Consider the following 23,625-nt stretch of genomic DNA (forward strand, 5'->3'; position numbering starts at 1 on the left):
CACCTAGCGGTAGGCTGCACTGTGGCCTGCACACCGCCGGCCACCCCGCTACGGCACCGCCACACACTGCCACACCGCCACAGCGCCTATCCTGACCGCTTGTAGGCGTCGGACTTCGTGCGCCAGCCTTCGGGTTTCGGCCGTTCGTAGCCTCGGACATTATGTCCGTCGACGCGCATCCGTTTGGGGCCGTCCCAGCCGAGGAGGCGCATGCAGACGCCCAACCGGGTTTGGTCGCTGGGCTTCTGCCGCCCCGGCTCGATCTGAAGGACCTCGGTGAGAAGATAGGCGCTGGAAACCCGCACGGTAGTTTCGCTGGCCTCCTGACCTGGTTCCTTTTCGAGGATATCGAGCCACGGATCTCGCATCGTCCGTGCGGCCTGCTCGACCGCCGCATTCCCCCAGAGTGCTTCCGGCAGGGAGATGGGCTCCCTGGAGGCTTCCCGGTGTGCTGCCTCGGCCCAGAGTTGATCACGATCGCGCCTCAGCGCCTCCAGATCGATTCGCCCCGTCTTTACGGGCCAGAAGCGCCGGTTGCCGCTTTGATCCGTTAGGTAATGGCTGTCATTGGTCGTGCCGATGAAAATGCACTCCCGCGCGCGATCCTCGCGGAAATACGCGTACGCCATCCGCGCGCGATCGGTTTGCCGGGAGGCGAACGCCTTCACCTTGGCAACATCAGCCCGACCCAGCCCCTCCAACTCGCCGAGTTCGTAGAGCCAGACGCCCTCCAGCATTTCGACCTGCCCTTTGGAGTCGAGCGTGAGGATGTCCTGGTCTGAATGACTCTCCGGTCCAGCCAGAATGGCGATCGCCGTCGACTTGCCGGTTCCCTGCGCTCCCTCAAGCACGACGATCTGGTCAAACTTCGTGCCGGGATGGCGGACGCGCCGGACCGCGGCAACCATCATGATCCTGCCGAAAGCACGATTCAGCGCGGTGTCCTCGGCGCCAAAGTAGTCGCGGAACAGATTATCTAGGCGCGGTGTCCCGTCCCATTTCAGACCCGCGAGATAATCCCGGACCGGATGGAAGCGATTTTCCAGGCACAGCATATGGACGGCATCTCTCACGTGCTCCTTGCCCGGGTCGAAGCCGAAATCATCGAGAATAGCCCGGCGCAGCATTGCCGAGATGTCGTCAGTGATCTCGCCACGAAAGGCTTCGAGCTGGAGCCCCTCAACGAAATTACGCCGCCTGAACAGGTCATGGGCGAATCGTAGTTCGAGCTTACGCAGGGCTACCATGGTGTTCCGTACCGTGGAGCGGGGGCCTGTCCTGGCCATGTCCGGTAGCGCGTTCGCGACGGCCATGACGACCGCACGTGCTTGTTTCAGGGCGTATCTCTTTGAGCGGCCTTTTTTCTCAAGAATCGACGCCGATATTTTGTAGCTCTCGTTGATGAAGACGCCTGCGATCGTCATCTCATCGAAGCCAGCGCGAGCCATGCCACAGCCGGCAGCAAACACCACCTCGCTACGCGACGGGAAGTGAGCCCCCTTGCTGCCGATGGGGTGATCGAGGTCATCGCCGTCGAGGATCAGCCTGCGGATATCCTCCGGCAGGAAGGCGCTCAGCTTGTCTATGTCGATCGGCATGACGTCGGCGAGATCGACGGTGCTGCTGGCGGTGATGGCCGGCAGCTTCGCCGCTTCCTTGGACTCGGTGAATTCGTCGAGTTTGTAAATCTTCACGGCTCAGATTCCCTCGACGACATGGGCGAGCGTTGGCACGCGGCCAACTTTGCGCTTCTTCGCGTTCGGCAAGTTGATCGTGCCCGGCAGCCGCATGATGCGATCGATATTATGGCAATTGTCACCGCCGAGATCGGCGGCGAGCTGGCGATTGATCCGCTCCACGCGGTCGAGGTCCGTCGTTGGCTCAGCGAGCTTCCAGAAGGCTTGATAGCCACCACCCGAGAACACGATGAACGACGGTTCGAGGCGATATGCATTCAGGCGTGCGAGACCGCCCATGTCGTCAATATCGACATGGGCATAACGCGCAGCGACGATGTCGGCTTTGGTAGCCTTCACGCCACGGAAGTCGGCGCGAACCTCGTTGACGCTATAATAGAGGCCGGCAACGCCCTGGTGGGCATCAATCCAGCCGGCCGCTTGTCCACGTTCGTGCGGCAGGAAAACACGGCCGTTCGGGGATCTGCTGCGCTCCGGTGGGATCGCTGTCAAAGACCAGAGACCGTCCGGATGGACGGCCTCCAAGAATGCGATGGCCGCGGCGGTGTCGGGCATCACCTGGACGTCCATTGCGGCGCCTCCAGGATGAGCAGCACAACGATGTCGTAGCCGATGCCGATGCGAATAGCCGTCGTCGTACGCTGAGCAACTGCGAGCGTATCGACATAGGAGCCGGTCTGGCCCGACGGGATGAGGAACGGGTCTTCCTCGTCATCGTTTGTAGCGCCTGGTTTAGCGATATCATTCATTAGCGCCTGCCTTCTTCGAATTGACGATCACGGCAAACGCGCTGCAGCTAAATGAAGTCGGCGCTATTTGCATGAGCTTGATGGTGCTCAGCGGTAAAAGGCCGTCCAATGGGACGGCCTCCGCTATTGTAGTCGCGGCGGAATAGGTGCCGCTCACTTTCGGAGCCATCAGCCAGGGCTCGGAAACTGCAGGACGTGCATTCTTCCTTCGGTCCACTCGTAGGGGACGAATATTGTTAGCCCGTCTTCAATTTCGACTTCATAGTGCGTTTCCATTACCTGCAATGCATCGGGCACAAGTTGGTATAGAACGTCGTTTAGGGTCTCGAATTCTCTGTCGCAGCAAATGATTGCTACCCGCCTTGTCCTTTGCTGGATCACGACTGACCTCCCTTTCTTGACGCCTCGATCACTGCGAGGACGTCCGGGAGACGGACGAGTTTGCGCGAGTTGAACGGAGTGAAATGAGGGATCAGCCCGCGGCTTACCGCGCGGCGGACCTGCCAGTCTTTTGCGCCGACTTCATCGGCTGCCTCTTTGATGGTTCTGAGCTTATCCACGATGGACTCCCGATTGGCTTTAGGGAGTCGACCAATTAGACTGATCGGCCAGCGGGATCGCTGGTTGAATTAGCTCATTTTTCGCCCTTGACGAGCCCAAGCTCGCCTAACAGCCCCACAATCTGCGAAGTGATGATTTCCCTGCGCCGAGCATCGTAATCGACCAATGCGGAGCCGACCGAACAATAATAATCCAACTTCGATTTGAATTTTAGTTTCAGGCGATCCAATTCTGTCTTCTGAGAATCCGGCCCCTTTGAATCGAAAAATTCATCGGCTTGCCTGATCGCTTCGCGGCACAACGCACCAATCAACGGATCTTTTGGGTTTCTTCGGTCCCATCGCCGATGAAATTCTTGCCCTACCCGAAACAGAATTTTCTCGTCGGCCAGGGTAACGCGCCGTCCTCTTTCAGGCTCGATCGCGAGCAGTGCCTGAAGAGCAGCATCCATTCGTCCTTCCAGTTTGGGGCCTTTGCTGGCGGGATGACTTGTTATGATAGGCAGGAGAATTTGGGTTAGGACGAGCTTCGATGCATAAGCGTGAGCACCTGCGCGGTCGACGTCGTAGGTTCCATCTCGGCCGGTCCAATACCTATCGTCCGCAGTCAGGTTCTCCCCGATGGTGACGGTGGGGGCTTCATCTAAATGAGGCGGCCGAGGTTTGCCTGACATAGTTCTCGATCACGGTCGGTGGCTGGTCCCAACACTTTAGCTGCCACCAAGAGCCAATGCAGCTTGCCTCCCGCACGCATACGCCCGCGTAGCTACCGGCTGTGGAGTATTCAGGTACGTGCGCCCGGGGCGTCACGGGGCTGTGACGCGGTACGCCAGCGAGACCAAAGCCAAAGCTACGAGATCTCGATCGCCTGGCAGCGGTACAAGCGGGTGTTTCCGGCTTCATGTGTTAGTCTGTTACGCCTGTGCATCTTCGGCATCGCTTGGCAGAACCGTGAGCGTATTGATGGAACCTGTTTCGATCGGTTTCGCGGTTTTTCTCGTCATTTTTAGCTCGGCGATGCTTGGCATGCTGGCAGCAAGCCGTTTGCCTAACCACCACCTCACAAGCGAATCCAGGGATGCGATCAAACTCGCAACCGCGATCATCGGGACACTGTCAGCGCTCGCACTCGGCCTGCTAATCGCATCGGCAAAGCGGTCTTTCGATGATGCCGGAGCTGAGCTCAGGACGACGGCCGCGCGAATTTTATTGCTGGATCGGGTTCTCGTTCATTATGGGCCCGAGGCTTCCGACATGCGCGGCCTGCTTGTTCAGGTTCTTCAGCGGCGCCAGGCCGAAGTTGCTGGCGGCGCGCTGGATAACACATCGCTCAATGACGGGTTGGATATCGAGCCCGTTCAGCAAGGTCTTCGGAACCTGGCACCGACGACCGATGGCCAACGTTGGCTTCAATCGCGGGCTCTCCAGCTGAGCGGGCAGATTGCTGAAACACGTTGGCTGCGACCGGAAACCGAATCCGGCGGATTTCCAAGCGTGTTCATATTCATCATCGCGTTTTGGCTAGCGCTCCTATTTGCATCGTTTGGTTTGCTAGCTCCCAGAAATGCCACGGTAGTCACATTCCTGCTTGTTTCAGCGGTATCGGTTGCTGGAGCCCTGGTGTTGATCATCGACATGGATCATCCCTATCTCGGTTTCATCAGAGTGTCCGATGAGCCACTGAGACTTGCGCTGGAACGGCTGGCAAAGTCCTAGCGTCGCCCGAATCCGAATGGTTGTCAGCGGCGCCTTAACTTTTCTGCGCATCCGCGGAAAACCGACCTGATCGATCGCGTTTCGCTGCTCAGATTTGGAGGAAGATTACGGTCTCAGGTCGCCGCGCGCCCGCGTAGCTGCCGCGGAGCAAGTATTTCGGCATGCGCGCCTGGGGCGTCACGTTCGGCCGCGGCGCAAGCGGATCCGTCTCGCGACATCGAAGAGCGGTTGCGTTTCGGCCGGTCATCGCGGTCTCGAGCTAGAGGTCGGTCTCGGCGCTATTTCCATAGTACCAGCGCGGAAAGAAGATCGTCCGGGCAAGCTCGGAATAGACGATAAATTCGCCCCAAGCGCTGTAGCGGATCGCATTTGAGCGACATGCGTTCCACGGCCATCCCGCGGTTATCCATCGGGCTTATTCGACCAAGTTGCGCCGCGGCAACTGCCAGCAGAAGCGACAATACTACAGCTGCCAGATCGAAAACTTCGTCGAGCTGTGAGCACTCTAGGCGAGCGCGCTTAAAAACTGTATATATCAAATTCCTGCAGATATATAACCGGATGTTATATATAATGACCATGAATCTTCGGCAGATTGAGATGTTCCGAGCCGTCATGGCAACCGGTTCGATCAGCGGCGCCGCGCGCCTGCTCTCGGTATCTCAGCCTGCGATCAGCCGCCTTCTGTCGTATACCGAGGACCGGCTGGGCCTTACGCTCTTTGAACGGGTCAAGGGACGCGTTCAGCCGACGCCCGAAGCGCGGCAACTCTTCGGGGAAGTTGAGCTGGTCCATCAAGGGGTGATGCGCGTCAACGACATGGCCGAGGAGCTGCGCCGCGGAAGCGCCGGCTCAATCAGGCTCCTGGCGAGTCCCAGCGTCGGCCACAAATTCGTCCCCAAGGCGATCGGCCGGTTCCGGCAGAGCCACCCCGATGTCCGGATCGACTTCGAGATCCTGACGCTAACCGAGTTGATTGGGCGCATCGCCAGCCATCGAGCCGACCTGGCGGTCACGTCCATGGCGGTCGACGATCCGAGCGTAAAGGCGATGCAGATCGCCGAAGGACGACTGCGGGTAATCTTTCCGGAAGGACATCCTCTTGGTGAGAAGCGCGTGCTGAAGGCGGCCGACCTCGTTCCCTATCCGATGATCGGCTACGGACCGCAAACCCCTTACGGGATGGTGGTAAGTAGGGCGCTGAGTAGTTCGCCCAAGCCGGTCCGCTTCAATACGCAGGTTCGCTACACGCCAAATGCCTGTTCGCTTGTCCAGTCCGGAGGAGGCATTGCGATCGTCGATGAGTTTGTCCTGATCGATAATGTCTGGCCAAATATCTCGTCTCGGCCGCTAATACCGAAGACCACGACGAGGCCGCATCTGCTGTCGTCGAGGGTCGATCCGCTATCGCGCATCGCGCGCACGTTCGTCCGCGTCTTGACGGAATTGGTGCCCAGCACCACCAGCGATCAGCATTGAGCTCGGAATTTCGAGATCGCGGGGCGCTCAGCATAACACGAACTCATATACCGCCGCCAATTTGGTATTTGATTTGATTGGCTCGCCGGAGGTTCCTGACAGGAAGGGAACGAGAAAGGACAGCCATCATGTCGAAAGTCGCAACGGGCATTTTCAGTGTCGTTCTGGGCGCCACCGCTGGGCTCCTGGCACTTCCCGCCACCACGCGAGCTGCCGAGAACGTCCATCTAATGCTCGACTGGATTCCGACGGGAGACTACGCCCCGTATTACGCCGGCATCGCGGCGGGGATTTACCAGCGCAACGGTATTGAGTTGCGGATCAGCAGGGGTAACGGCTCGGGGGATACGCTGAGCAAGGTCGCCGGCGGAGCAGCCGATATCGGGATGGCGGATGTCTCTGCGCTGTTCACCGCTCGCCAGCGCAGCTCGGTGCCTCTGAAGATGATCGGCGCCGTCTACGCGCACTCCCCGCACTCCCTCTTCGTCCGCAAGGATTCCGGGATCACGACCTTCACCGGACTTGAAGGCAAGAAGATCGGTATCACACCGGGCAACAGCCACCGGCTGTACTTCCCGGCCGTAGCCGCCGCCGCCAAGACCGATCCGAACAAGATCGAATGGGTCACCGTCGACGGCTCGGCGATGGGGCCGCTCTTGATTGCCGGCAGGGTCGACGCGATCCCCTCATACTCGACGAATTTTTACTATCAGAACAAGCAGGCCCAGCGCGCCGGTAAAGAGCTCGCCTTCCTGCCCTTCGTCGAGGCGGGCTTCGCGATCTATTCGCTCGCCTTCCACACCACCGAAGCGAGCATCAAGAACCGCCCGGAGATGCTGAAAAACTTTATGAAGGCGACGACCGAGTCCTGGGAGGCCGCCCGCAAGGACCCACAGGCGACCTGCGAGGCCCATGTGAAAGCGATCCCCCAGGTCGACCTGGACGATTGTCTCGGTAGCTTGAAGGCGACGCTGGGCTTCATCTTCACCGACCATGCCAAGGAAGCTGGGGTTGGCGGCATCACTTCGGAACGTCTGAAGAAGACCTACGAGGTTGTTGCCCAGTCGCAGGACCTCGATGCCAAGGCCGACCCTGCGACCGCGGTCGATATGTCGTTCCTGCCGGCCAAGAAGTGAGCGCCGCGAACAGGACGGCCGCCGGAGAGCAGACATGATTGAAATTAACGGAGCCGGCCAGGTATTTGGCTCGGTCGGCAAGGGCGGAGTGCGCGCGCTCGACGGGATCGACCTCTCGATTCGAGACCGAGAAATCGTCACGCTGGTCGGCCCCTCAGGTTGCGGCAAGTCCACATTGCTGCGACTGATCTCCGGCCTCGTGCCGCCGAGCGAGGGCAATATCACCATCAACGGAGACCGGGTCACCGCACCGCGGCAGGACACCGGCATCGTCTTCCAGGCACCTACCCTATTACCTTGGGCGACGGTCATGGAGAACGTGATGTTCCCCTCGACCATTATGGGGCGTGCTGACGAAGCTGCGCGACGGCGTGCCAAGGATCTGCTGGCTGTAGCCGGTATTGCCGACTTCGCTGATCATCGGCCGCGCCAGCTCTCCGGCGGCATGCAGCAGCGCGCTGCGATCTGCCGCGCATTAGTCCATGACCCCGACATTCTCCTCATGGATGAGCCCTTCGGTGCGCTCGACGCGCTGACCCGGGAGATCATGACGATCGAGCTGTTGCGGATTTGGGCCAATGCGCCGAAGACCATCGTCTTCGTCACGCACTCAATTCCCGAGGCAGTTATCCTGGCTGACCGAGTTGTGGTGATGTCGCCGCGCCCCGGGCGGATAGCTGAGATCATCGACGTCGATCTGCCGCGTCCGCGCGATTTCGCGATGTCGGGCGATCCGGAATTCCAGCGTTGTGCTGGCCGCATCCGCGAACTGATCTTCGGCGAGCAGGGAGCGCGCTTCGATGTCGAACACTAAATTCTCGGGGTTGCTCGCATCGAGCCGCGAATTCCTGATCCCGCTCGTGGCCCTCGTCGTACTGATGGGGATCTGGGAGATCAGCGTCCGGGCCTTTTCCGTTCCGGAATATCTGCTGCCGGCACCCTCCCGGATCTTCCAAGATACCGCGGCCATGGGTCCGGCTCTGGGAGAGCATACGCTGGCGACGCTCAGGACAGTGCTGTTTGGCTTCCTGCTTTCGATCGCCGTCAGCTTCCCGCTTGCCGTGTTAATCTCCTCCTCGCGGATGGCTGCTGACGCGATCTATCCCCTGCTAGTGCTGACTCAGTCGGTCCCCAAAGTTGCGATCGCGCCGATCCTCGTCGTGATGCTTGGGCCCAACGAGCTGCCGCGCGTGATCGTGACCTTCTTGGTCGCCTTCTTTCCGCTGGTGATATCGATGACCACCGGTCTTCTAGCTGTGCCGCCGGAGCTGGTGGAACTCGCACGCTCATGCCGGGCGACGAAGCTGCAAGAATTGCTGCGCGTGCGGTTGCCCTATTCGATCCCGTTTGTCTTCTCCGGCCTGAAATCTGCGATCGCCCTTTCGGTTGTGGGCGCGGTAGTAGGCGAGTTCGTCGCGGCCGAACGCGGGCTGGGTTATCTCATTACCTCTGCGACCGCCTTCTTCAAGGTACCCGTTGCCTTCGGCGCCATGTTGATCTTGGCGCTGCTCGGTATCGTGCTGTTCCAACTTATCGTTGTAGCGGAGCGGGTGTTCTTTCCCTGGGCTGCTGCCGAGCAGCGGCACTGACCAACGGCCCGAGAAGGAGATCCCGATGAGCACCAATCCGCTCTACACGATCATTCGTAACGCCCTCGTCCTGTTGCCGGGAAAGGTTCAGGCCGAAGCGCTCGACCTCTTGCTCGAGGGGGATACGATCCGCGAGATTGGCCCCCAGGGCCTTTCAGCTCCGCCGGACGCTGCCACCGTAGACGCTGCTGGTAAGCTAGTTCATGCCGGATTGATCAATGCCCATACACACGGTCATGGCGCGTTGGCCAAGGCAATGGGCGATCGGTGGACGCTGGAATTGCTGCTCGCAGCCGGACCGTGGATCAGCGGCAACCGCAGCCTTGAGGACAAATATCTCAGCGCTGCGCTCAACGGCGCTGAGATGGTGCTCAAGGGTACGACTGCCTGCTATGACTTGTTCTTCGAGGTTCCCGCCCCGTCTGTGGAGGGGATGTCCGCCGTTGCGCAGGCCTATCAGGACGTCGGCATGCGAGCGACAATCGCTCCCATGGTCGCAGACAAGACACTCTACGAGGCGATTCCTGGCCTTTACGACGCACTACCCGAGCCGCTGCGCGCCGAGGTCGACCGCTTCCGCCTGCAGCCTTACGCCGAGACGCTTAAAGGCTTCGAGGCTTTCGTGACGCAGACGCGTATTGACAGCGAGCGGCTGAAGATTGCGCTCGCCCCGACGATTCCGCTGCACTGCTCTGACGAGTTCCTCGGAGCCTGCCGTGACTGCGCACGCCGCTTTGGCCTCGGCCTGCACAGCCACGTCTCGGAATCGAAGATTCAGGCCTTGGCCGGGGTAAAGCGCTATGGTCGTACCCTGACATCCCATCTCGACCGGCTCGGCTTGCTCGGCCCCGATTTCACAGTGGCGCACGGTGTCTGGCTCGACCCCGACGACATGCGCATCCTCGGCGGCCACGGCGCCTCGGTCGCTCATAATCCCGCGAGCAACATGCGACTCGGCAGTGGGCTGGCGGATCTCAGGGCGATGCTCGACGCGGGTGTCAACGTCGCGATCGGCACGGACGGCTCGAACAGCGGCGACAACCAGAACATGTACGAGGCGACCCGCTTGGCCTCCTTCGTCTCGAAGGTTCGCGGTCCCGACATGCTCCAGTGGCTTACCACGCCCGAGGCACTGCATGCGGCTACGGAAGGAGGCGCCCGCGCGCTCGGATTCCAGGGGCGCATCGGGCGGATCGAAGCCGGCTACAAGGCTGATCTCGTCTTCGTCGATCTTGGTCACATTAATTGGTTGCCGCACAACCGCACCGTCAATCAGATCGTTCATGTCGAGGACGGCACGGCGGTGCGCGATGTGATGATCGGCGGCCGCTTCGTCGTCAAGGAAGGCCGACTTCTGACACTCGATATCTCCAAACTGGCACGCCAGGCCGAGGCGGCGCGGGAGCGCCTCGAAGCCGTTAACGCACCAATGAAGGTGCTGGCCGAGAAGCTGCAGGACGCTGTGGCGAGCTTCTGCGTTGGACTGGCCCGCCAGCCCTATCAGGTCGAGCGCTACGGCGCACCTCTGGGTTAGGCGATCTTACTGCGGTTGCTGAACGCAGATGCATCAACTCCAAGCTTGACAGGCATCCGACCTCGACAGGCCGGGCCTTCTCGTAATCGCGAGCTATTGGCACCCGCGCGTGGGGCAAGCTGATGAATCGCCCGGCTGCGGCTTTTGATCCGGGTGAATATCAGTCTTCAACGGGCTCAGGGAGTGCGCTTTTCGAAGGCCCGAACAATGAGGATTTTGCCGAGACCTATCTCAGTAGGCTGCCGGCATTGTCTTACCCGGTTCGGCTTCGGGGGCGTCATTTGCGCTGACACATGATCAGAGCCTAACGGAGTTGCCGAGGCCGTGGGTGGCGTCTGCGAGCAGCCCGCCGAGACGACAAGCTCAGTCCGCGCCCGGGACAGGCAGTCGACCTTAGCACCGATCACGAACACTGCGCCGGCGACGATCGCGAGAAGTCCCAGAGAGCACGATGAGCTCAGCGTGGGATAGCGCAGTTCGTAGTATTGTCCGGTCGCGAGTGTCTCGCATTCCCTTCGTCTTCACCTCAAGTCGAGATTTCGGCTCTGGTGGTTTCGGCAAGGCAGGCCGAAGGCAGCACGCCCGTTCAGCCTTGCAGATCGCGTCGTCGAGTATGATTGCGCCGAGTTGCAAGATTTCATCCGCGGCCTGTTTGTGACAGCTCGATGGCGGGCGGCTGATCCGCCCGCCATTGCCGCGACTTCGGAGACCGCACGGCTGGGCTTATTTCTTGGCGACTACTGTCTTGTTGAAGGCTTCGATGATGGCTGCGCGGTTTGCATTGATCTTGTTCCAGTCGGGCAGTGCCAGGCTCTTGATCGAGCCATCCTGGCCCCAGGGCATGCGCTGCTTGGCATTGTCCGACAGTTCGACTGCCGCTGTCGCCGGCCCGACATAGATCTTCTCTGCCATGCACTTGGCTGGTGTTTTGCCAATCGCATAATTCATGAATTTCTCTGCCAGCGCCTGTTTCTTGCTGTTGGCCACGAGATGCAACCGGATGTCACCGCCGATTGCTCCCTCCTTCGGCACAACGAATGCGACCGAAAGCTTCTGGTCGCGCATGGCATAGGCGGAACTGGCGTAGTGAGCGCCGATGATGACCTCGCCGCTTTGGAACAGATTGGTTCCCGCGCCTGCTGTATCGAAATAGGCGGAAACCTTGAGTTGCTTGAGTTTCTCGAAGGCGGGAGTGACGTTATCCGCATTGCCTCCGAGCAGCCCCGCAAGGTGCACGATGAACGGCACGCCCATGGCATTGGACGGGCTGGGGAAGGTCACCGCGCCGGCGAATTCGGGCTTCCACAAATCGAGCCAGGAGGCCGGCGCCTGCTTGATGTCGCGGGTGTTGTAGGCGAGCCCGAGTGAATAGAAGCCCGTGCTTAGCGCGAAGATCTTGCCGTCGGTGCCTTTGTAGACACCCTCGGGAACCATGCCGGACACGGCGGGTACTTTCACCGGATCGACCGCTGCGACCACGCCATCGGCCGCCGCGATTTCGGAAACGCCGCCGTCGATCCATACGGCATCCAGCGAGGGAGCGTCCTTCTGTTGACGAAGTTTGCTGAGCGTCACACCCGAGACCCCAGGCTCAGGCGTCACACGCACGCCGGTGTCGCGGGTGAAAGGATCAATTATGCAGGCCTGCATCGCAGCGCCCCATTCCCCACCATATGTGGCGACCGTGATGGAGTCCTCGGCTGCGGCGATGGTCGCGAACCCTGCGAGCGCGGCGAACGAAATCGTGCCCGCGAGCCGCTTTGCCTTGAAATGCGTCATGGCTTTTCCTTCGCCGTTTGGCTTATTTCCCCTGAGAGAGGTATGAGGACTCGGCTTGAGTTCCGCATCAAATTGAAATCGAAGGCTCTGAGATAACTTTTCGCTATGAACATCCGACAGCTTGAAGCCTTCAAAACCATCATGGAATTGGGCAGCTTCACCAGAGCGGCGGAGAAGCTCAGCCTATCGCAGCCCGCCGTCAGCAAACTGATCTTCCTGCTCGAGCGAAAATGCGGCTTCTCGCTGTTTCATCGGCAGAAGAACGGGGTTGTGCCCACATCCGAAGGGCAAATGCTCTACTCCGAGGTCGAGCGGGTCTTTCTGAGCGTGGAATCCGTTTCTGCGCGGGCCCGGGCCATCAAGCAGTTTGATTATGGCGAGATCAACCTCGTTTCGTATCCATCGCTGGCGGCGAGAGTTCTGCCGCCTATCCTGGGCGGATTTCTGGCCACCAGGCCCGGTTTGCGGATCGAGATGTCCAGCCGGAATTCCTGGCTTCTCGTAGAGGCCGTCGCCACGCAAGGGTTCGACCTCGGTTTCGGGATGTTCGCACCGGACCGCGCTGGTGTGAATTTTGAAATATTGTGCTCGATGAAGGCTGTCTGCGCGATGGCACCGGACCATCCCCTGGCGTCGCGTGAGGTAATCCATGCCCGCGACCTGCATGGGGAGCGCTTCATCGGCATGGTCGATGAAGATCGGGCACAGCTGGAAATCGACCGGGTGTTCGCCGAAAATGGCTCAGAGCGAAACATCGTCATCAAGGTCCAGCTCACCGAGGCGTGCTGTTCGTTTGTCGCGGCCGGGGTGGGCGTGTCGATCGTGGATCCGCTCAGCACTGAAGGGTTCACATCCGATCAGCTGGTCGTCAGGCCGTTTCGTCCGGTGGTGAATTTCAACGTGTGGGTCGTCATGCCCAGCTTCCGCGAACCGTCCCTTGCGACGAAGGCGCTCACGGAGCATGTCCGATCAAATCTGACCACGAAAATTGCGGCTATGTCGGCAGCGATCGGCGACGATCTTTGACGTTCTGTGCAGCATGACTCGCGCAGTCACCGCCGAGACATATCCGGTGGTTATGGCTGACCTGTCAGAAGCAATTTGACCCCCGAGGACCTTGATCGCTCAATGGAAGCCGAAGATTTCGCTGGAAACTGGCGAATTCCACCGTTTCCGGCCGAGCGAAAGATCGAGGTCAAATATGCCCGCCATCACCGTGCTAACCCCTACGGGAACCCTGGGCTATGGCTTTGGTGATGAAGCCCTGGCGCGGGGCATGTCCCTCAATCCCGCGGTCATTGCGGTCGATGCTGGTTCGACCGATCCCGGACCTCACTATCTCGGCTCGGGCAAACCTCTGGTCTCCGATGTCAGCATCAAGCGAGAGCTGACGGCCTTGATCAGCGCCGGGCAGAAGGCCGGAATACCAGTCATTGTCGGCAGCGTGGGTGGAGCAGGTTCCGGGGTGCAGGTCGATCGGACTGCCGCTCTGGTTCGCGAGATTGCCAAAGAGAGGGGTTTGAAGGTCAAGCTGGCGACCATTCGCTCCGATATTCCGATCGAGCGTGCTAAGCGTGCGGTCGCAGCGGGCGAGGTGATCGACTTCGAGGTTGGCCATCCGCTGACACAGGAAGCACTGGACCAGACAGTCACCCTCGTTGCTCAGATGGGGCACGAGCCGATCTGCGAAGCTCTCGACGCCGGCGCAGACGTCATCATCGCCGGCCGTGCCTGCGATGACTCGGTGATCGCCGCCTATCCGATCTGGAAGGGTGCCGATCCCGCGCTCGCGATCCACATGGGCAAGATCCTCGAATGCGGAGCGTTCTCCGCCGAACCCTTCGCCATGGACGTGATGCTTGGCACGATTCACGAAGACAGCTTCGTGCTTGAGCCGGGCAGTACCGGTCGGCGAGCTTCGGTCAAGTCGGTCTCCGCGCATTCACTTTATGAGCGCGAGAACCCCTTCAAGCAGGGGGGGCCCGGCCACGAAATCGATCTCACCGCCTGCTCGTTTGAGCAGCTCGGCGAAAGGCAGGTTCGAGTTAGGGGCGCGAAACTGACCGAAACGGAGGATTATTACGTCAAGCTCGAGGGCGCGCGGTTGTCAGGCTACCGCTCGATCTCAATCGCCGGCATTCGTTGTCCCACGACCATCGCGGCACTCGACGGCATTCTGGATCAGCTCAAGCAGCGAGCGACGGACTATTTTGCACCGTCTCCAATCTCGATCCAGTTCCATGTCTATGGCCGGGATGGTGTGATGAAGGAGCTGGAGCGGGACAAAGACCTGCAACGCGAGGTCGGGCTCGTGATCGAGGTGACCGCGGCCAGCCAGGAGCTTGCCCACGCAGCCTGCCATCAGATCAGTGGAGCGATGCTGCACCATCACTACGAGGGCATCATCAATCCCTCGGGCAATCTGGCCTTTCCCTATTCGCCCTCCGACCTCGATGTCGGCCCGGTCTATGAGTTCAGCGCCTATCACCTGATGAAGGTGGATTCGCCGACCGAGCTTTTCCCCGTCAGCATCGAGGAGTTGTGAGATGAGCGTCCGTCCCCTCCGCGAGATTGCGGACATCGTCCGCAGCAAGAACGCCGGCCCCTATCGCATCACCTTCGACATCCTGTGCAAGGAGAAGGCGAATTACGAAGCGATCCGCTCCTCCGGCGCGATCACTCCCGAAAGCGTCGCAAAGGCCTACGGACTTTCGGTTTCGGATATTTCGTCCTTTTTCGAGATCGACATGGCAAACGCCATCAAGATCACGATCAAGCGCCCTCGCGCACAGGGATCGGCTGGGGAAGGAGACATGTATGGCTGCCAGCAACATGTTCCGCTGATGAATATGCCGATACCCGTAGCCTGAAATGACGCGCGAAGGGCCGGGAATGTCGATGAACAAGGGCTACATCAGAGTCGAACACCTGACGAAACGCTATGGCGATCTCGTGGTGCTGAACGATATCTCGCTCGATGTGGCGGAAGGCGAGTTCCTGGCTCTGCTGGGCCCTAGCGGCTGCGGAAAGACGACCCTGTTGCGCGCTATCGCCGGCTTCGTCGAGTTCAGCGATGGCGACATCCTGATCGATGGCCGATCGATGAAGCGCCTGCCGCCGAACCGTCGGCCGGTGAACACAGTCTTCCAGAACTACGCGCTGTTCCCACATTTGACCGTCGAGCAGAATGTAGGCTTCGGCCCGCGGCGCGCGGGCAAGACTGCCGGCGACGTTTCCTCGATCGTCGAGGAATGTCTCTCGACCGTCGGCATGGCGGCTTATGCCGAGCGCTTCCCGTCGCAGCTCTCGGGCGGGCAGCAGCAGCGCGTCGCCTTGGCTCGCGCGATTGCGAACCGCCCGAAGGTTTTGCTGCTCGACGAACCGCTTGGCGCGCTCGACCTCAAGCTGCGCAAGCAGATGCAGATCGAGCTGAAAGCTCTTCAGCAAAAACTCGGCATCACCTTCATCTTCGTCACGCATGACCAGGAGGAAGCCCTGGTGATGGCCGATCGTATCGCTGTGATGGATGCTGGCCGCATCGCGCAGATCGGCTCCGGCCGGGACATCTATCATGCACCGGCCGAGCGCTATGTAGCCGACTTCATCGGGGACGCGAATTTGCTGGCCGCGACCGTCGCGACGGATGGATCACTGTCTGTCGGATCGCTGTCGATTGCGGCGCATCACGACGCCAGGCCCGGTACGACGGCGACTTATCTTTTGCGTCCGGAAGCAGTCAACGCCCAACACGCAGCAGCCCCCGCTGACGATGTCGTCTCGACGCCCGCACGCGTCAGGGAAATCGTCTTCGCCGGCGGAATCGTTCGGATTTACGCCGTTACAACCGACGGTCAGGAGATCGTCGCTCAGAAGGCATCGCTCGCGGGCGATACACCGATCACGGTGGGCGACGAGGTGGTGCTGTCCTGGCACCGCGACAGCGGTCGGGTGCTGACTAAATGAGCGCGCTCGCCGTCCACGATAGGCCGAGGGAGGCTTTGCGATGAGAATCCGCAACGGCTGGGCCGCCCTTTTGATCGGCGTGCCCCTTGCCTTCATGGCAGCGTTCTTCCTTGTGCCCTTCTTTGTTGTCGTCGTTGCGAGCTTCCAGACAAAGGAAGGCGTCTGGAGCCTGGCGAACTACGCCCGCATTCTCGGCGACAGCTACTATCCCGGCGTCCTCTACGTGACGTTCAAGCTCTCGCTGATCGCGACGCTGGTCTCCTTCGCGATCGGCTATCCCATCGCCTATTACATCGTGAACGTGGTGAGCAGCCGCGCGGCCAGGCGCCTCTGCTATATCCTGGTACTCATGCCGCTGTTCACGAGCAACATCGTGCGCTCGTTCGGCTGGATGATTCTGCTCGGACGGCAGGGGTTGGTGAACACGACGCTGATGGCGCTCGGACTCACCGACAGGCCGATCCCTATCCTGTTCACTGAACTCAGCATCATCATCGGCCTGACCTATATCCTCGTGCCTTTCATGGTGTTGACGGTCGCAGGCGTCCTCCAGACCATCGACAAATCGCTGGTCGAGGCCGGGTTGGATTTGGGAGCGAGCCGGTTCGTTACCTTCGCCAAGGTGACCTTCCCGCTGAGTCTGCCCGGCGTGGTCGCGGGATCGCTGATCGTCTTCACACTCGCCGTAAGCGCCTATGTGGTTCCCAGCATCATGAGCGGCGGCCGCACCGTCGTGATGGCGATGTCGATTTTCGAGCAATATGGCTCGCTCTTTGACTTCAACTTCGGAGCTGCGCTCGCGGTGGGGCTGCTTGTCGTTACGCTGGTGCTGATCGCGCTTTATCTGTTCTTCATCGAACGGCAGCCGACGGGCCGCCAAGCGGTGCGCGCATGATGACGCTCTCGGAACGAATTGGCCGCATTTTCCTAGTGACTTTCGTCTGGGCAGGCCTAGCCTTCCTGACCATCCCCCTCGCGATCATCGTTGCGGTCTCCTTCACGGAAACCGAATATCTGACCTTTCCCCCGGTGGGCTTTACCTTGCGTTGGTATGAGCGCTTTCTCGCCGACACATCTTATCTTGATGCTATCGGACTTAGCGTTTCGCTCGCAGTCGGTTCAACGGTGATTGCTGTTCTGCTTGGAGTGCCGGCGGCCCTGGCGATCACGCGAAGCAACCTGCCCGGCGCTAAGGTCATCAACACGATCTTCCTAGCGCCCTTGATCTTGCCGACGATCGTGATTGGCGCCGCGCTTTTGCAATATGCCAGCATGCTTGGCTTTGCGCGCAGCTATACCGCCCTGCTCGTCGGCCATGTCGTGATCGTCGTGCCGTACATCCTGCGGACGGTGCTGGCCTCGCTCGCCCGTTTCGACCAGACGCTGGAGGAAGCCAGCCTCGATCTCGGAGCTTCTGCCACTTCGACCTTCTTCCTGGTAACTCTACCGATCATTAAGCCAGGGCTGGTCGCTGGTGCTCTATTCGCGCTCATCATCTCTTGGATCAACGTCGAGCTGAGCATTTTCAACGCGACCGCGACGCTGATGCCCATTCCGGTCAAGCTCTTCAACTACGTCCAGTACGCCATCGACCCCATGGTCGCGGCGATCTCCGCCGGAACGATCTATGTCGCGATCGTAGCGGTAATTTTGCTCGATATCTTCGTCGGCATCGACCGGGTCGCCGCACCCACAAAATAGGCGGCCAGCGCCGCCTCTTATCCCTCCAGAAAGCGAGCCATCATGGAAGCGCACGCCCGAACTATGCCTGAAGGTGCCCTCTCGGACCTCAAGGTGCTCGAACTTGGCTCGATGCTGGCCGGACCATTCGTCGGCTCGATGTTGGGTGATTTCGGCGCACGCGTCGTCAAGGTAGAGAAGCCGGGCAAGCCGGACGCCTTGCGCGAATGGCCGCCGCACAAGGATGGCGCAGCCCTGTGGTGGAAGACGATGGCGCGCAACAAGCATGTCGTCACGCTCGATATTTCGCGGCCGGAAGCGCGCGAACTCGCAATGCGACTTATCGGTGAAAGCGATATCGTCATCGAGAACTTCCGTCCCGGCACGCTTGAGCGCTGGGGGCTTGATCCGGCGGAGTTGTCGAAGCGCTTTCCCCGCATCGTCTGGGTCCGCGTCAGCGGCTGGGGGCAGACCGGACCCAACCGCGAGCAGGGCGGTTATGCGACCATCGCCGAGGCTTTCTCGGGCTTGGCATCGTTCACGGGCCATGCCGACAAGGGGCCGACCGTCTCGGCATTCCCGATGGGCGATTATCTCGCTGGCGTCTTCGGGGCTTTCGGCGCCCTGGCGGCAATCCATCGGCGCGAGAGTAGCGGCCGTGGTCAGGTGGTCGACGTCGCGCTCTATGAGCCGCTGTTGCGCATCATCGAATCCGTGATCGTGCGCTACGACCAGACCGGCCAGAAGAAGCCACTGCTCGGCAACCAGATGGAGGAGGACGTTCCGCGCAATGTCTACGCCACGGCGGATGGCGGCGCGATTGCGATCAGCTGCGGCTCCCAGCGGATTTACGAAGGTTTGGTCGATGCTATGGGACGCTCGGATCTCAAGCACGATCCCCGCTTCGCGACCATGGCCGACCGCGTCACGCATCGCGTTGCGATCGATGGCGAGGTCGCTGCCTGGCTGAAGACACAGCCCACTGCGCTCGCACTGGAGAAGCTCGTCGCTCACAATGTCGTCGCCGGCAAGATCAACGATATCGCCGACGTGCTGGGTGATGCTCATGTCGCCGCTCGGGAAGCTGTCCGCACGCTTGTTGACGAGACATTGGGCCCGATGCGCATGCCGGCGCCGGTGCCAAAGCTCAGCGAGACGCCGGGAGACATCCGCTGGTCGGGGCGTGATCCCGGCGCATCCAATGACGAGGTCTTTGGTGGTTGGCTCGGTCTTTCGCCGGCCGAGATCGAAGACCTCAGGCGCAACCACATCATCTGAGGCGGTCATGACAAGCAGCATCGGAATAACCGGCTACGGCCACACCGCCTACGAGAAGCGGACGACACGCACGCTGTTCTCCTTTCTCGCGGAAGCAGGGGGCAAGGCGCTGGCTTCAGCCGGCCTGTCCTTCAGGGATGTCGACGGACTGGCGATCTGTTCTTTCGAACTGCCGCCTGACAACACGGTGACGGCGGCGGAACAGCTCGGCATCTCCGTCTCCTGGGCCTATCTCGGCACCGCTGGGAGTGCAGGCCCGGTTGCGAGCATCATCAACGCCAAGCACGCCATCGAGAGCGGCCAGGCCACGACAGTGCTGTGCATCGCCGGCGACAATTATGATGTCGGCGGCCACTTCAAGCTGATGGACAATTTTAGCCGGGGCCTGCGCAACTATGGCACGCCGCTCGGCTTCGGCGGCGCCAACGGCCTATTCGGCATCATCCAGCGCAAGCACGCGGAGACCTATGGTACGCGGCGCGAGGATCTCGGCCGCATCTCTGTCGACCAGCGCCGCAGCGCGCAGCGCAACGAGCACGCTCTCCTGCGCGGCCCGATGACGATCGACGACTACTTGAACGCCCGCGTCATCGCAGACCCGATCTGCCTCTATGACTGCGTACTGCCCTGCGCTGGCGCCGAGGCGGTCGTTGTCACCACGCTGGACCGCGCGCCGGCCGGGAAGGCCGTTCGCATCCTCTCCGGCTTCGAGCGCCATAATCATCCGCCGATGGAAATCGCTCCGCTGCGCGGCGGTTGGGAGACGTTTGCCGGAAAGCTCTATGACAAGGCGGGTTTCGGTCCGAGGGACATGGATTTCATCCAGCTCTATGACGACTACCCAATCATGGTGGCGATCCAGCTGGAGGATCTCGGCTTCTGCAAGAAGGGCGAGGTGAGCGCCTTCCTGGCCGCCAACAGCTTCTCCTGGGACGGTAGCCTGCCGCTGAATACCGGCGGCGGCCAATTGTCCTGCGGGCAGGCCGGCATCGCGGGCGGTCTGCTCAGCGTCACCGAAGCGGTGCGGCAGTTGCGTGGCGAGGCCGGCGACCGGCAGGTCGCCAATGCCAAACGCGGCCTCGTCGCGGGTTACGGCATGGTCGGCTACGGCCATGGTCTTTCCGCCAGCAGCATTATCCTGGAGGCTGTACAATGAGCTCTGAGATCGCCTACCCCCAACCCTACGAAGACGAGGATAATGCGCCGCTCCTGGCGGGCTGGCGCGAGGGCCGGCTGCTGCTGCAGCAGAGCCGCGACGGTGGGCCCCTGTTCTTCTATCCCCGGCCGATCTGCCCCTATACCGGCTCGACCGACCTAATCTGGACGGAGGTGACCGGCTGCGGCCGGATCGTGTCCTTCTCGCTGATCACCCGCCCCAACCATCCTTCCTTTAACGAGGAGGTTCCGATCGTCCTCGCCGAAATCGCGCTGGATGAAGGCGCGAGCCTGCTGGGCCGGATCATCGGCGCCGATGCGGCATCGATCGCGAGCGGAGCCAGGCTGGAGCTGCTGCCGCCCGACGAGGCACGCCGCTACCCGCTGCCGGCTTTCCGATTAGCGGCCTGAGGCCGAACGATACTCCACCTCGACGACGAGGCTGTCGTCGCGGCGCTGGACTGGCCGTCGCTCATCGGTGCGCTCCGGATTGGATTCCGGAAGAGGGGCCTAAACCCCCTCGTCCGCATTACACCGTGTCGGTGCGGAGCCTCGCGATTATTCTTGTACACGCGAATGGGCAGAGGCGCGCGACGGTAATCCCGTTCACTCAAGGCGTTAGAGTTGCGTCTAAATCGGGGTCGTCCGGAAGCGGCGTGAACGGATCGACTTCGGGAAAGAGTTTCTTCTCCCGCAACCAATCGCCAAAGCTGGCAGGGTTCACGGCGCGCTCGATGGCAGCCAAACGTTTGCGTGCCCATTCCAACATGCGCTTCGTTTCAGGATCGCCGATCGGCGCGGCCCAATCGATCCAGGCGGAGAGGTCGCGGGCTTTGGCCTGAAGCTCGACAATCTCCCCTATGAGAGCATCGCGTTCGTCCTCGCGCTTGCGGCGCGATTCGGCCAATCGTCGATTTTCGCCGGCACGGATGGAAAGCCGACGTTCCCGTTCGCGTTCGATCTTCCGTAACCGGTCGGCTTCTAGGCGTTCCTCGAACGCGATGACGATGTCATCGATCTGATCTTCCAGAGAGAATGTCTTCCGGTCTTGCCAGTCGAGGCGGCTGCCGTGGCTGCCCCACAGCGACATTGATAGCTTGAGCGTGCCAGTCAGCAGGTAGTCGAACTCGGGATACGCCTTGCTCCAATACCAGCTGTAATTCTCACCTCCCGAGCGGAGTCGACGTGCCTCCTGCTGCAATTCGTAATCAGTTGGAGTGTGCTTCACCTTGGCAATTTTCTCCGAGAGCTTGAAGTCGACCGCCTCGTCACCACGGGTGGCCGTGAACCATTGCCGCGAGAGTTTGATGCCGATGCCGCGCGTCTCGAGGTCACGGAAAATCCTGTCGAGAACGAAAATGGCGCGTTCGACCGAAGGAAAGCCGACTGACGTGTACGGGGTCGTATCGCCGCTGATGATGACTACGCCATGATCGTCAGGCTTCTTTGCCCGAAGCTCTTTCGCCACGGCTAGCAGAGCGAGATGCGGCTGGGCGACCCTCACCCACTCGATACCTTTTGACCGGGTCTTTTTTGGAAGTTCGCGCTTCGGCGTAGGTGGCGGGCTAACCAGCGCCGGCTCAGCGATGGGAAGGGATGCTATCGGCGTGCTGCCGCTGAAGGCGATCACCTCAAGCATCGCGTCCATCGTCGTTGTGAAGATGGCCTGCTTCCCTCGTTTTCCCGCAGCTCTGTCACGCCAGAAGGCGGCCGTCGGTAAAGGAACGCGGTGATTTTCGCAGATCTGCCGAATCTGCCATTCAGAGATACCGAGATGCGCGGCAACCTGCGGCATCTCGTGCGACCAGATGAGGTCATACAACTGACGGCGGGTCAGGTGAGAAGACATAGGTGCACCGAATGGCAGCAGACGATTCGCTGCCAGCGTGCCGCCTCAATCGGACTTTCGCGAGACCGGAAAACTCCGCGGTTACCGCGCGGTTGCAGTCTCGCGTGTCCACGCTATTCGATTGCCGTTCGGTGGTTCCACGCTAGTTCATTTAATGTGATTTGCACCGGAGCGACGTGCGCGCATTCCAATTGACAGGTGCGAACGGCAGTGGAATACAAGAACAGCATAGTAAATCGCTTGCCAAGGTTGGGGTCGAGGGTTCGAATCCCTTCGCCCGCTCCAGACAATCTCAGGACTTGAGAATCATGCAAGCGTCGGATCTTCCGGCGCTTTTTGCTTTTTGGGCTCGGATAATCCGACGCCATTTTCGAGACACTCCGAAAGTCCGTGGTTACCTCGCGGTTACAAGTACGCCTTGGCGCCCATTTGCCGAAGCTCATTGTTTGAAGCAATTTTCCCGATGCCACTGCAGAAAACGCGGATGCGGACGATCGTGGGCTCGTAACGGCGGTAGTGCTCGACCTGTCTTGTTAATGAAGCTGCGTATCCCGTCCGCATCATTGGCCTGCCGGGAGATGAGGATATCGAGGTCGTCGGACAGGCCGATCAAACCTCGATCGAACATCCAGTGAGCGGTGCCTGACAGGGCGAGGCCGTTGCTGACGATGTCCGGCCCATTCGCTTCGACGGGACGAATGTGAGCCGCGGCGACCTCAGCTCTGCCACCACCGTTGATCAATTTGAGACCTGTGATCGCGCAGCGCTCGTCGTAAGCGCGCAGCACGATGCGGCGGAAGACGCGATCGCGGACGATCCGCGAGGCAAGGAACGTCGCCCGCTCGCGGGCCTGCTCAAACACAAATGGAGCCTGTTCCTCCGCGAAACCATCCGATGCCGCAGTCTCATCGAGCCGCGGTAGCAGCGGAGCCAGGTCTTCCAAGCCGAGGCTGGTGATTCGATCGAAGTCTGCTGGCGAGAGCGAGCGCACTGCCGCCTGGGCGCGACCAGAGATGCGCCCTTCCCCATTCAGGACGCCACGCTCGATCACGCCTTGAGCATTGGCGAAGGGAACGGGATTGGCGAAGTCGAGATAGCTACCCGGCTCGATGATGGCGATGTACATGCCCGGCGCGGCCGGATCGGGAATCACCTGCTGGACCTTGGCCATCGCGAAGTAGCCGCGCGTCCCGGTAACCTTCCGCGGCTCGTAATAGATGATCCAATCGCCGACGCAGGCTTGAACACGGCCGAGATACTGGCGCGGGAACTGATACTGCTCAGCCGGGCTGTCGTCGTAGATCGAATCCTGACGATGAATAAAGACGCCGAAGGCCATACCCGCTCTGATCTCGTCGAAGCAGGCAACTGAGCAAGGTCGGATGCCGAGGTCAATAATTCAGTAGCGCGCCAGAGGACTAAGCCGCTCTCGCGGCAGTGCGCTGCGGCTCGGTAATTGCT

The 23,625-nt window shown here is 60.6% G+C and carries 23 protein-coding genes; 15 read left to right on the top strand and 8 right to left on the bottom strand.

The window, feature by feature from the left end:
• Nucleotides 1-86: 86 nt before the first annotated feature.
• The 5 genes from ACODTJ_RS15915 to ACODTJ_RS15935 all read right to left on the bottom strand — a co-directional run bounded on the left by ACODTJ_RS15915 (nucleotide 87) and on the right by ACODTJ_RS15935 (nucleotide 3,458).
• A complete protein-coding gene (locus ACODTJ_RS15915) occupies nucleotides 87-1,694 on the bottom strand; it encodes a virulence-associated E family protein (protein ID WP_488849356.1) in 1,608 nt (535 codons plus the stop codon).
• A gap of 3 nt (nucleotides 1,695-1,697) precedes the next feature.
• A complete protein-coding gene (locus tag ACODTJ_RS15920; RefSeq protein ID WP_488849358.1) occupies nucleotides 1,698-2,252 on the bottom strand; it encodes a DNA-primase RepB domain-containing protein in 555 nt (184 codons plus the stop codon).
• Complete coding sequence (locus ACODTJ_RS15925) at nucleotides 2,252-2,446, bottom strand: hypothetical protein (RefSeq protein WP_488849360.1); 195 nt, start codon at nucleotides 2,444-2,446, stop codon at nucleotides 2,252-2,254. The genes ACODTJ_RS15920 and ACODTJ_RS15925 overlap by 1 nt, the downstream gene beginning before the upstream one ends.
• A 377-nt stretch (nucleotides 2,447-2,823) precedes the next feature.
• Complete coding sequence (locus tag ACODTJ_RS15930) at nucleotides 2,824-3,006, bottom strand: hypothetical protein (RefSeq protein WP_488849362.1); 183 nt, start codon at nucleotides 3,004-3,006, stop codon at nucleotides 2,824-2,826.
• A 74-nt stretch (nucleotides 3,007-3,080) separates the two neighbouring features.
• A complete protein-coding gene (locus tag ACODTJ_RS15935; protein WP_488849363.1) occupies nucleotides 3,081-3,458 on the bottom strand; it encodes a hypothetical protein in 378 nt (125 codons plus the stop codon).
• Between the two features lie 511 nt (nucleotides 3,459-3,969).
• Between ACODTJ_RS15935 and ACODTJ_RS15940 the strand changes: the two genes are divergently transcribed.
• The 6 genes from ACODTJ_RS15940 to ACODTJ_RS15965 all read left to right on the top strand — a co-directional run bounded on the left by ACODTJ_RS15940 (nucleotide 3,970) and on the right by ACODTJ_RS15965 (nucleotide 10,460).
• Nucleotides 3,970-4,722: a bestrophin-like domain gene (locus tag ACODTJ_RS15940; protein WP_488849365.1), complete on the top strand. Its 753-nt coding sequence runs from the start codon at nucleotides 3,970-3,972 to the stop codon at nucleotides 4,720-4,722.
• Nucleotides 4,723-5,295: 573 nt separating this feature from the next.
• Nucleotides 5,296-6,201 carry a LysR family transcriptional regulator gene (locus ACODTJ_RS15945; protein ID WP_488849367.1) on the top strand — a complete coding sequence of 302 codons (906 nt, stop codon included), beginning with the start codon at nucleotides 5,296-5,298 and terminating at the stop codon, nucleotides 6,199-6,201.
• Between the two features lie 128 nt (nucleotides 6,202-6,329).
• Complete coding sequence (locus ACODTJ_RS15950; RefSeq protein WP_488849369.1) at nucleotides 6,330-7,337, top strand: ABC transporter substrate-binding protein; 1,008 nt, start codon at nucleotides 6,330-6,332, stop codon at nucleotides 7,335-7,337.
• A gap of 34 nt (nucleotides 7,338-7,371) precedes the next feature.
• A complete protein-coding gene (locus tag ACODTJ_RS15955) occupies nucleotides 7,372-8,151 on the top strand; it encodes an ABC transporter ATP-binding protein (RefSeq protein ID WP_488849370.1) in 780 nt (259 codons plus the stop codon).
• The gene (locus tag ACODTJ_RS15960; RefSeq protein WP_488849372.1) at nucleotides 8,138-8,926 is read left to right on the top strand and encodes an ABC transporter permease; all 789 of its coding nucleotides are present in this window, start codon (nucleotides 8,138-8,140) and stop codon (nucleotides 8,924-8,926) included. Before ACODTJ_RS15955 ends, ACODTJ_RS15960 begins: the two co-directional genes overlap by 14 nt.
• A 25-nt stretch (nucleotides 8,927-8,951) precedes the next feature.
• Nucleotides 8,952-10,460, top strand: a complete 1,509-nt coding sequence (locus tag ACODTJ_RS15965) for an amidohydrolase family protein (RefSeq protein ID WP_488849374.1) — start codon at nucleotides 8,952-8,954, stop codon at nucleotides 10,458-10,460.
• A 723-nt stretch (nucleotides 10,461-11,183) separates the two neighbouring features.
• On the opposite strand, the gene ACODTJ_RS15970 is transcribed toward ACODTJ_RS15965, so the two are convergent.
• Complete coding sequence (locus tag ACODTJ_RS15970; RefSeq protein WP_488849376.1) at nucleotides 11,184-12,239, bottom strand: extracellular solute-binding protein; 1,056 nt, start codon at nucleotides 12,237-12,239, stop codon at nucleotides 11,184-11,186.
• A 105-nt stretch (nucleotides 12,240-12,344) separates the two neighbouring features.
• Here ACODTJ_RS15970 and ACODTJ_RS15975 point away from each other — a divergent pair, with 105 nt between their 5' ends.
• From ACODTJ_RS15975 to ACODTJ_RS16015, 9 genes are all read left to right on the top strand, one after another.
• Nucleotides 12,345-13,265, top strand: a complete 921-nt coding sequence (locus ACODTJ_RS15975) for a LysR family transcriptional regulator (RefSeq protein WP_488849378.1) — start codon at nucleotides 12,345-12,347, stop codon at nucleotides 13,263-13,265.
• A gap of 175 nt (nucleotides 13,266-13,440) precedes the next feature.
• A complete protein-coding gene (locus tag ACODTJ_RS15980; RefSeq protein WP_488849380.1) occupies nucleotides 13,441-14,784 on the top strand; it encodes an acyclic terpene utilization AtuA family protein in 1,344 nt (447 codons plus the stop codon).
• Between the two features lies 1 nt (nucleotide 14,785).
• Nucleotides 14,786-15,109 (top strand): DUF4387 domain-containing protein, encoded by a 324-nt coding sequence (locus ACODTJ_RS15985; protein ID WP_488849382.1) that lies wholly within the window; start codon nucleotides 14,786-14,788, stop codon nucleotides 15,107-15,109.
• Between the two features lie 28 nt (nucleotides 15,110-15,137).
• Complete coding sequence (locus ACODTJ_RS15990; RefSeq protein ID WP_488849384.1) at nucleotides 15,138-16,202, top strand: ABC transporter ATP-binding protein; 1,065 nt, start codon at nucleotides 15,138-15,140, stop codon at nucleotides 16,200-16,202.
• Between the two features lie 79 nt (nucleotides 16,203-16,281).
• On the top strand, nucleotides 16,282-17,097 hold the full coding sequence (locus ACODTJ_RS15995; RefSeq protein WP_488849406.1) for an ABC transporter permease: 816 nt from the start codon (nucleotides 16,282-16,284) through the stop codon (nucleotides 17,095-17,097).
• Nucleotides 17,094-17,903 (top strand): ABC transporter permease, encoded by an 810-nt coding sequence (locus ACODTJ_RS16000; protein ID WP_488849386.1) that lies wholly within the window; start codon nucleotides 17,094-17,096, stop codon nucleotides 17,901-17,903. The genes ACODTJ_RS15995 and ACODTJ_RS16000 overlap by 4 nt, the downstream gene beginning before the upstream one ends.
• Before the next feature lie 63 nt (nucleotides 17,904-17,966).
• Nucleotides 17,967-19,160, top strand: a complete 1,194-nt coding sequence (locus ACODTJ_RS16005; RefSeq protein ID WP_488849388.1) for a CaiB/BaiF CoA transferase family protein — start codon at nucleotides 17,967-17,969, stop codon at nucleotides 19,158-19,160.
• 7 nt (nucleotides 19,161-19,167) lie between these two features.
• On the top strand, nucleotides 19,168-20,316 hold the full coding sequence (locus ACODTJ_RS16010) for a thiolase family protein (protein WP_488849391.1): 1,149 nt from the start codon (nucleotides 19,168-19,170) through the stop codon (nucleotides 20,314-20,316).
• Nucleotides 20,313-20,726 (top strand): Zn-ribbon domain-containing OB-fold protein, encoded by a 414-nt coding sequence (locus ACODTJ_RS16015; protein ID WP_488849393.1) that lies wholly within the window; start codon nucleotides 20,313-20,315, stop codon nucleotides 20,724-20,726. The genes ACODTJ_RS16010 and ACODTJ_RS16015 overlap by 4 nt, the downstream gene beginning before the upstream one ends.
• Before the next feature lie 199 nt (nucleotides 20,727-20,925).
• Here ACODTJ_RS16015 and ACODTJ_RS16020 read toward each other — a convergent pair whose 3' ends face one another.
• Together ACODTJ_RS16020 and ACODTJ_RS16025 are read right to left on the bottom strand one after the other, a co-directional pair.
• Nucleotides 20,926-22,164 carry a hypothetical protein gene (locus ACODTJ_RS16020; protein ID WP_488849395.1) on the bottom strand — a complete coding sequence of 413 codons (1,239 nt, stop codon included), beginning with the start codon at nucleotides 22,162-22,164 and terminating at the stop codon, nucleotides 20,926-20,928.
• 439 nt (nucleotides 22,165-22,603) lie between these two features.
• Entirely contained in the window at nucleotides 22,604-23,503 is a 900-nt protein-coding gene (locus tag ACODTJ_RS16025; RefSeq protein WP_488849397.1) for an HNH endonuclease, read from the bottom strand.
• Nucleotides 23,504-23,625 lie beyond the last annotated feature (122 nt).

The sequence above is a fragment of the Allobosea sp. FG18 genome (assembly GCF_057809495.1).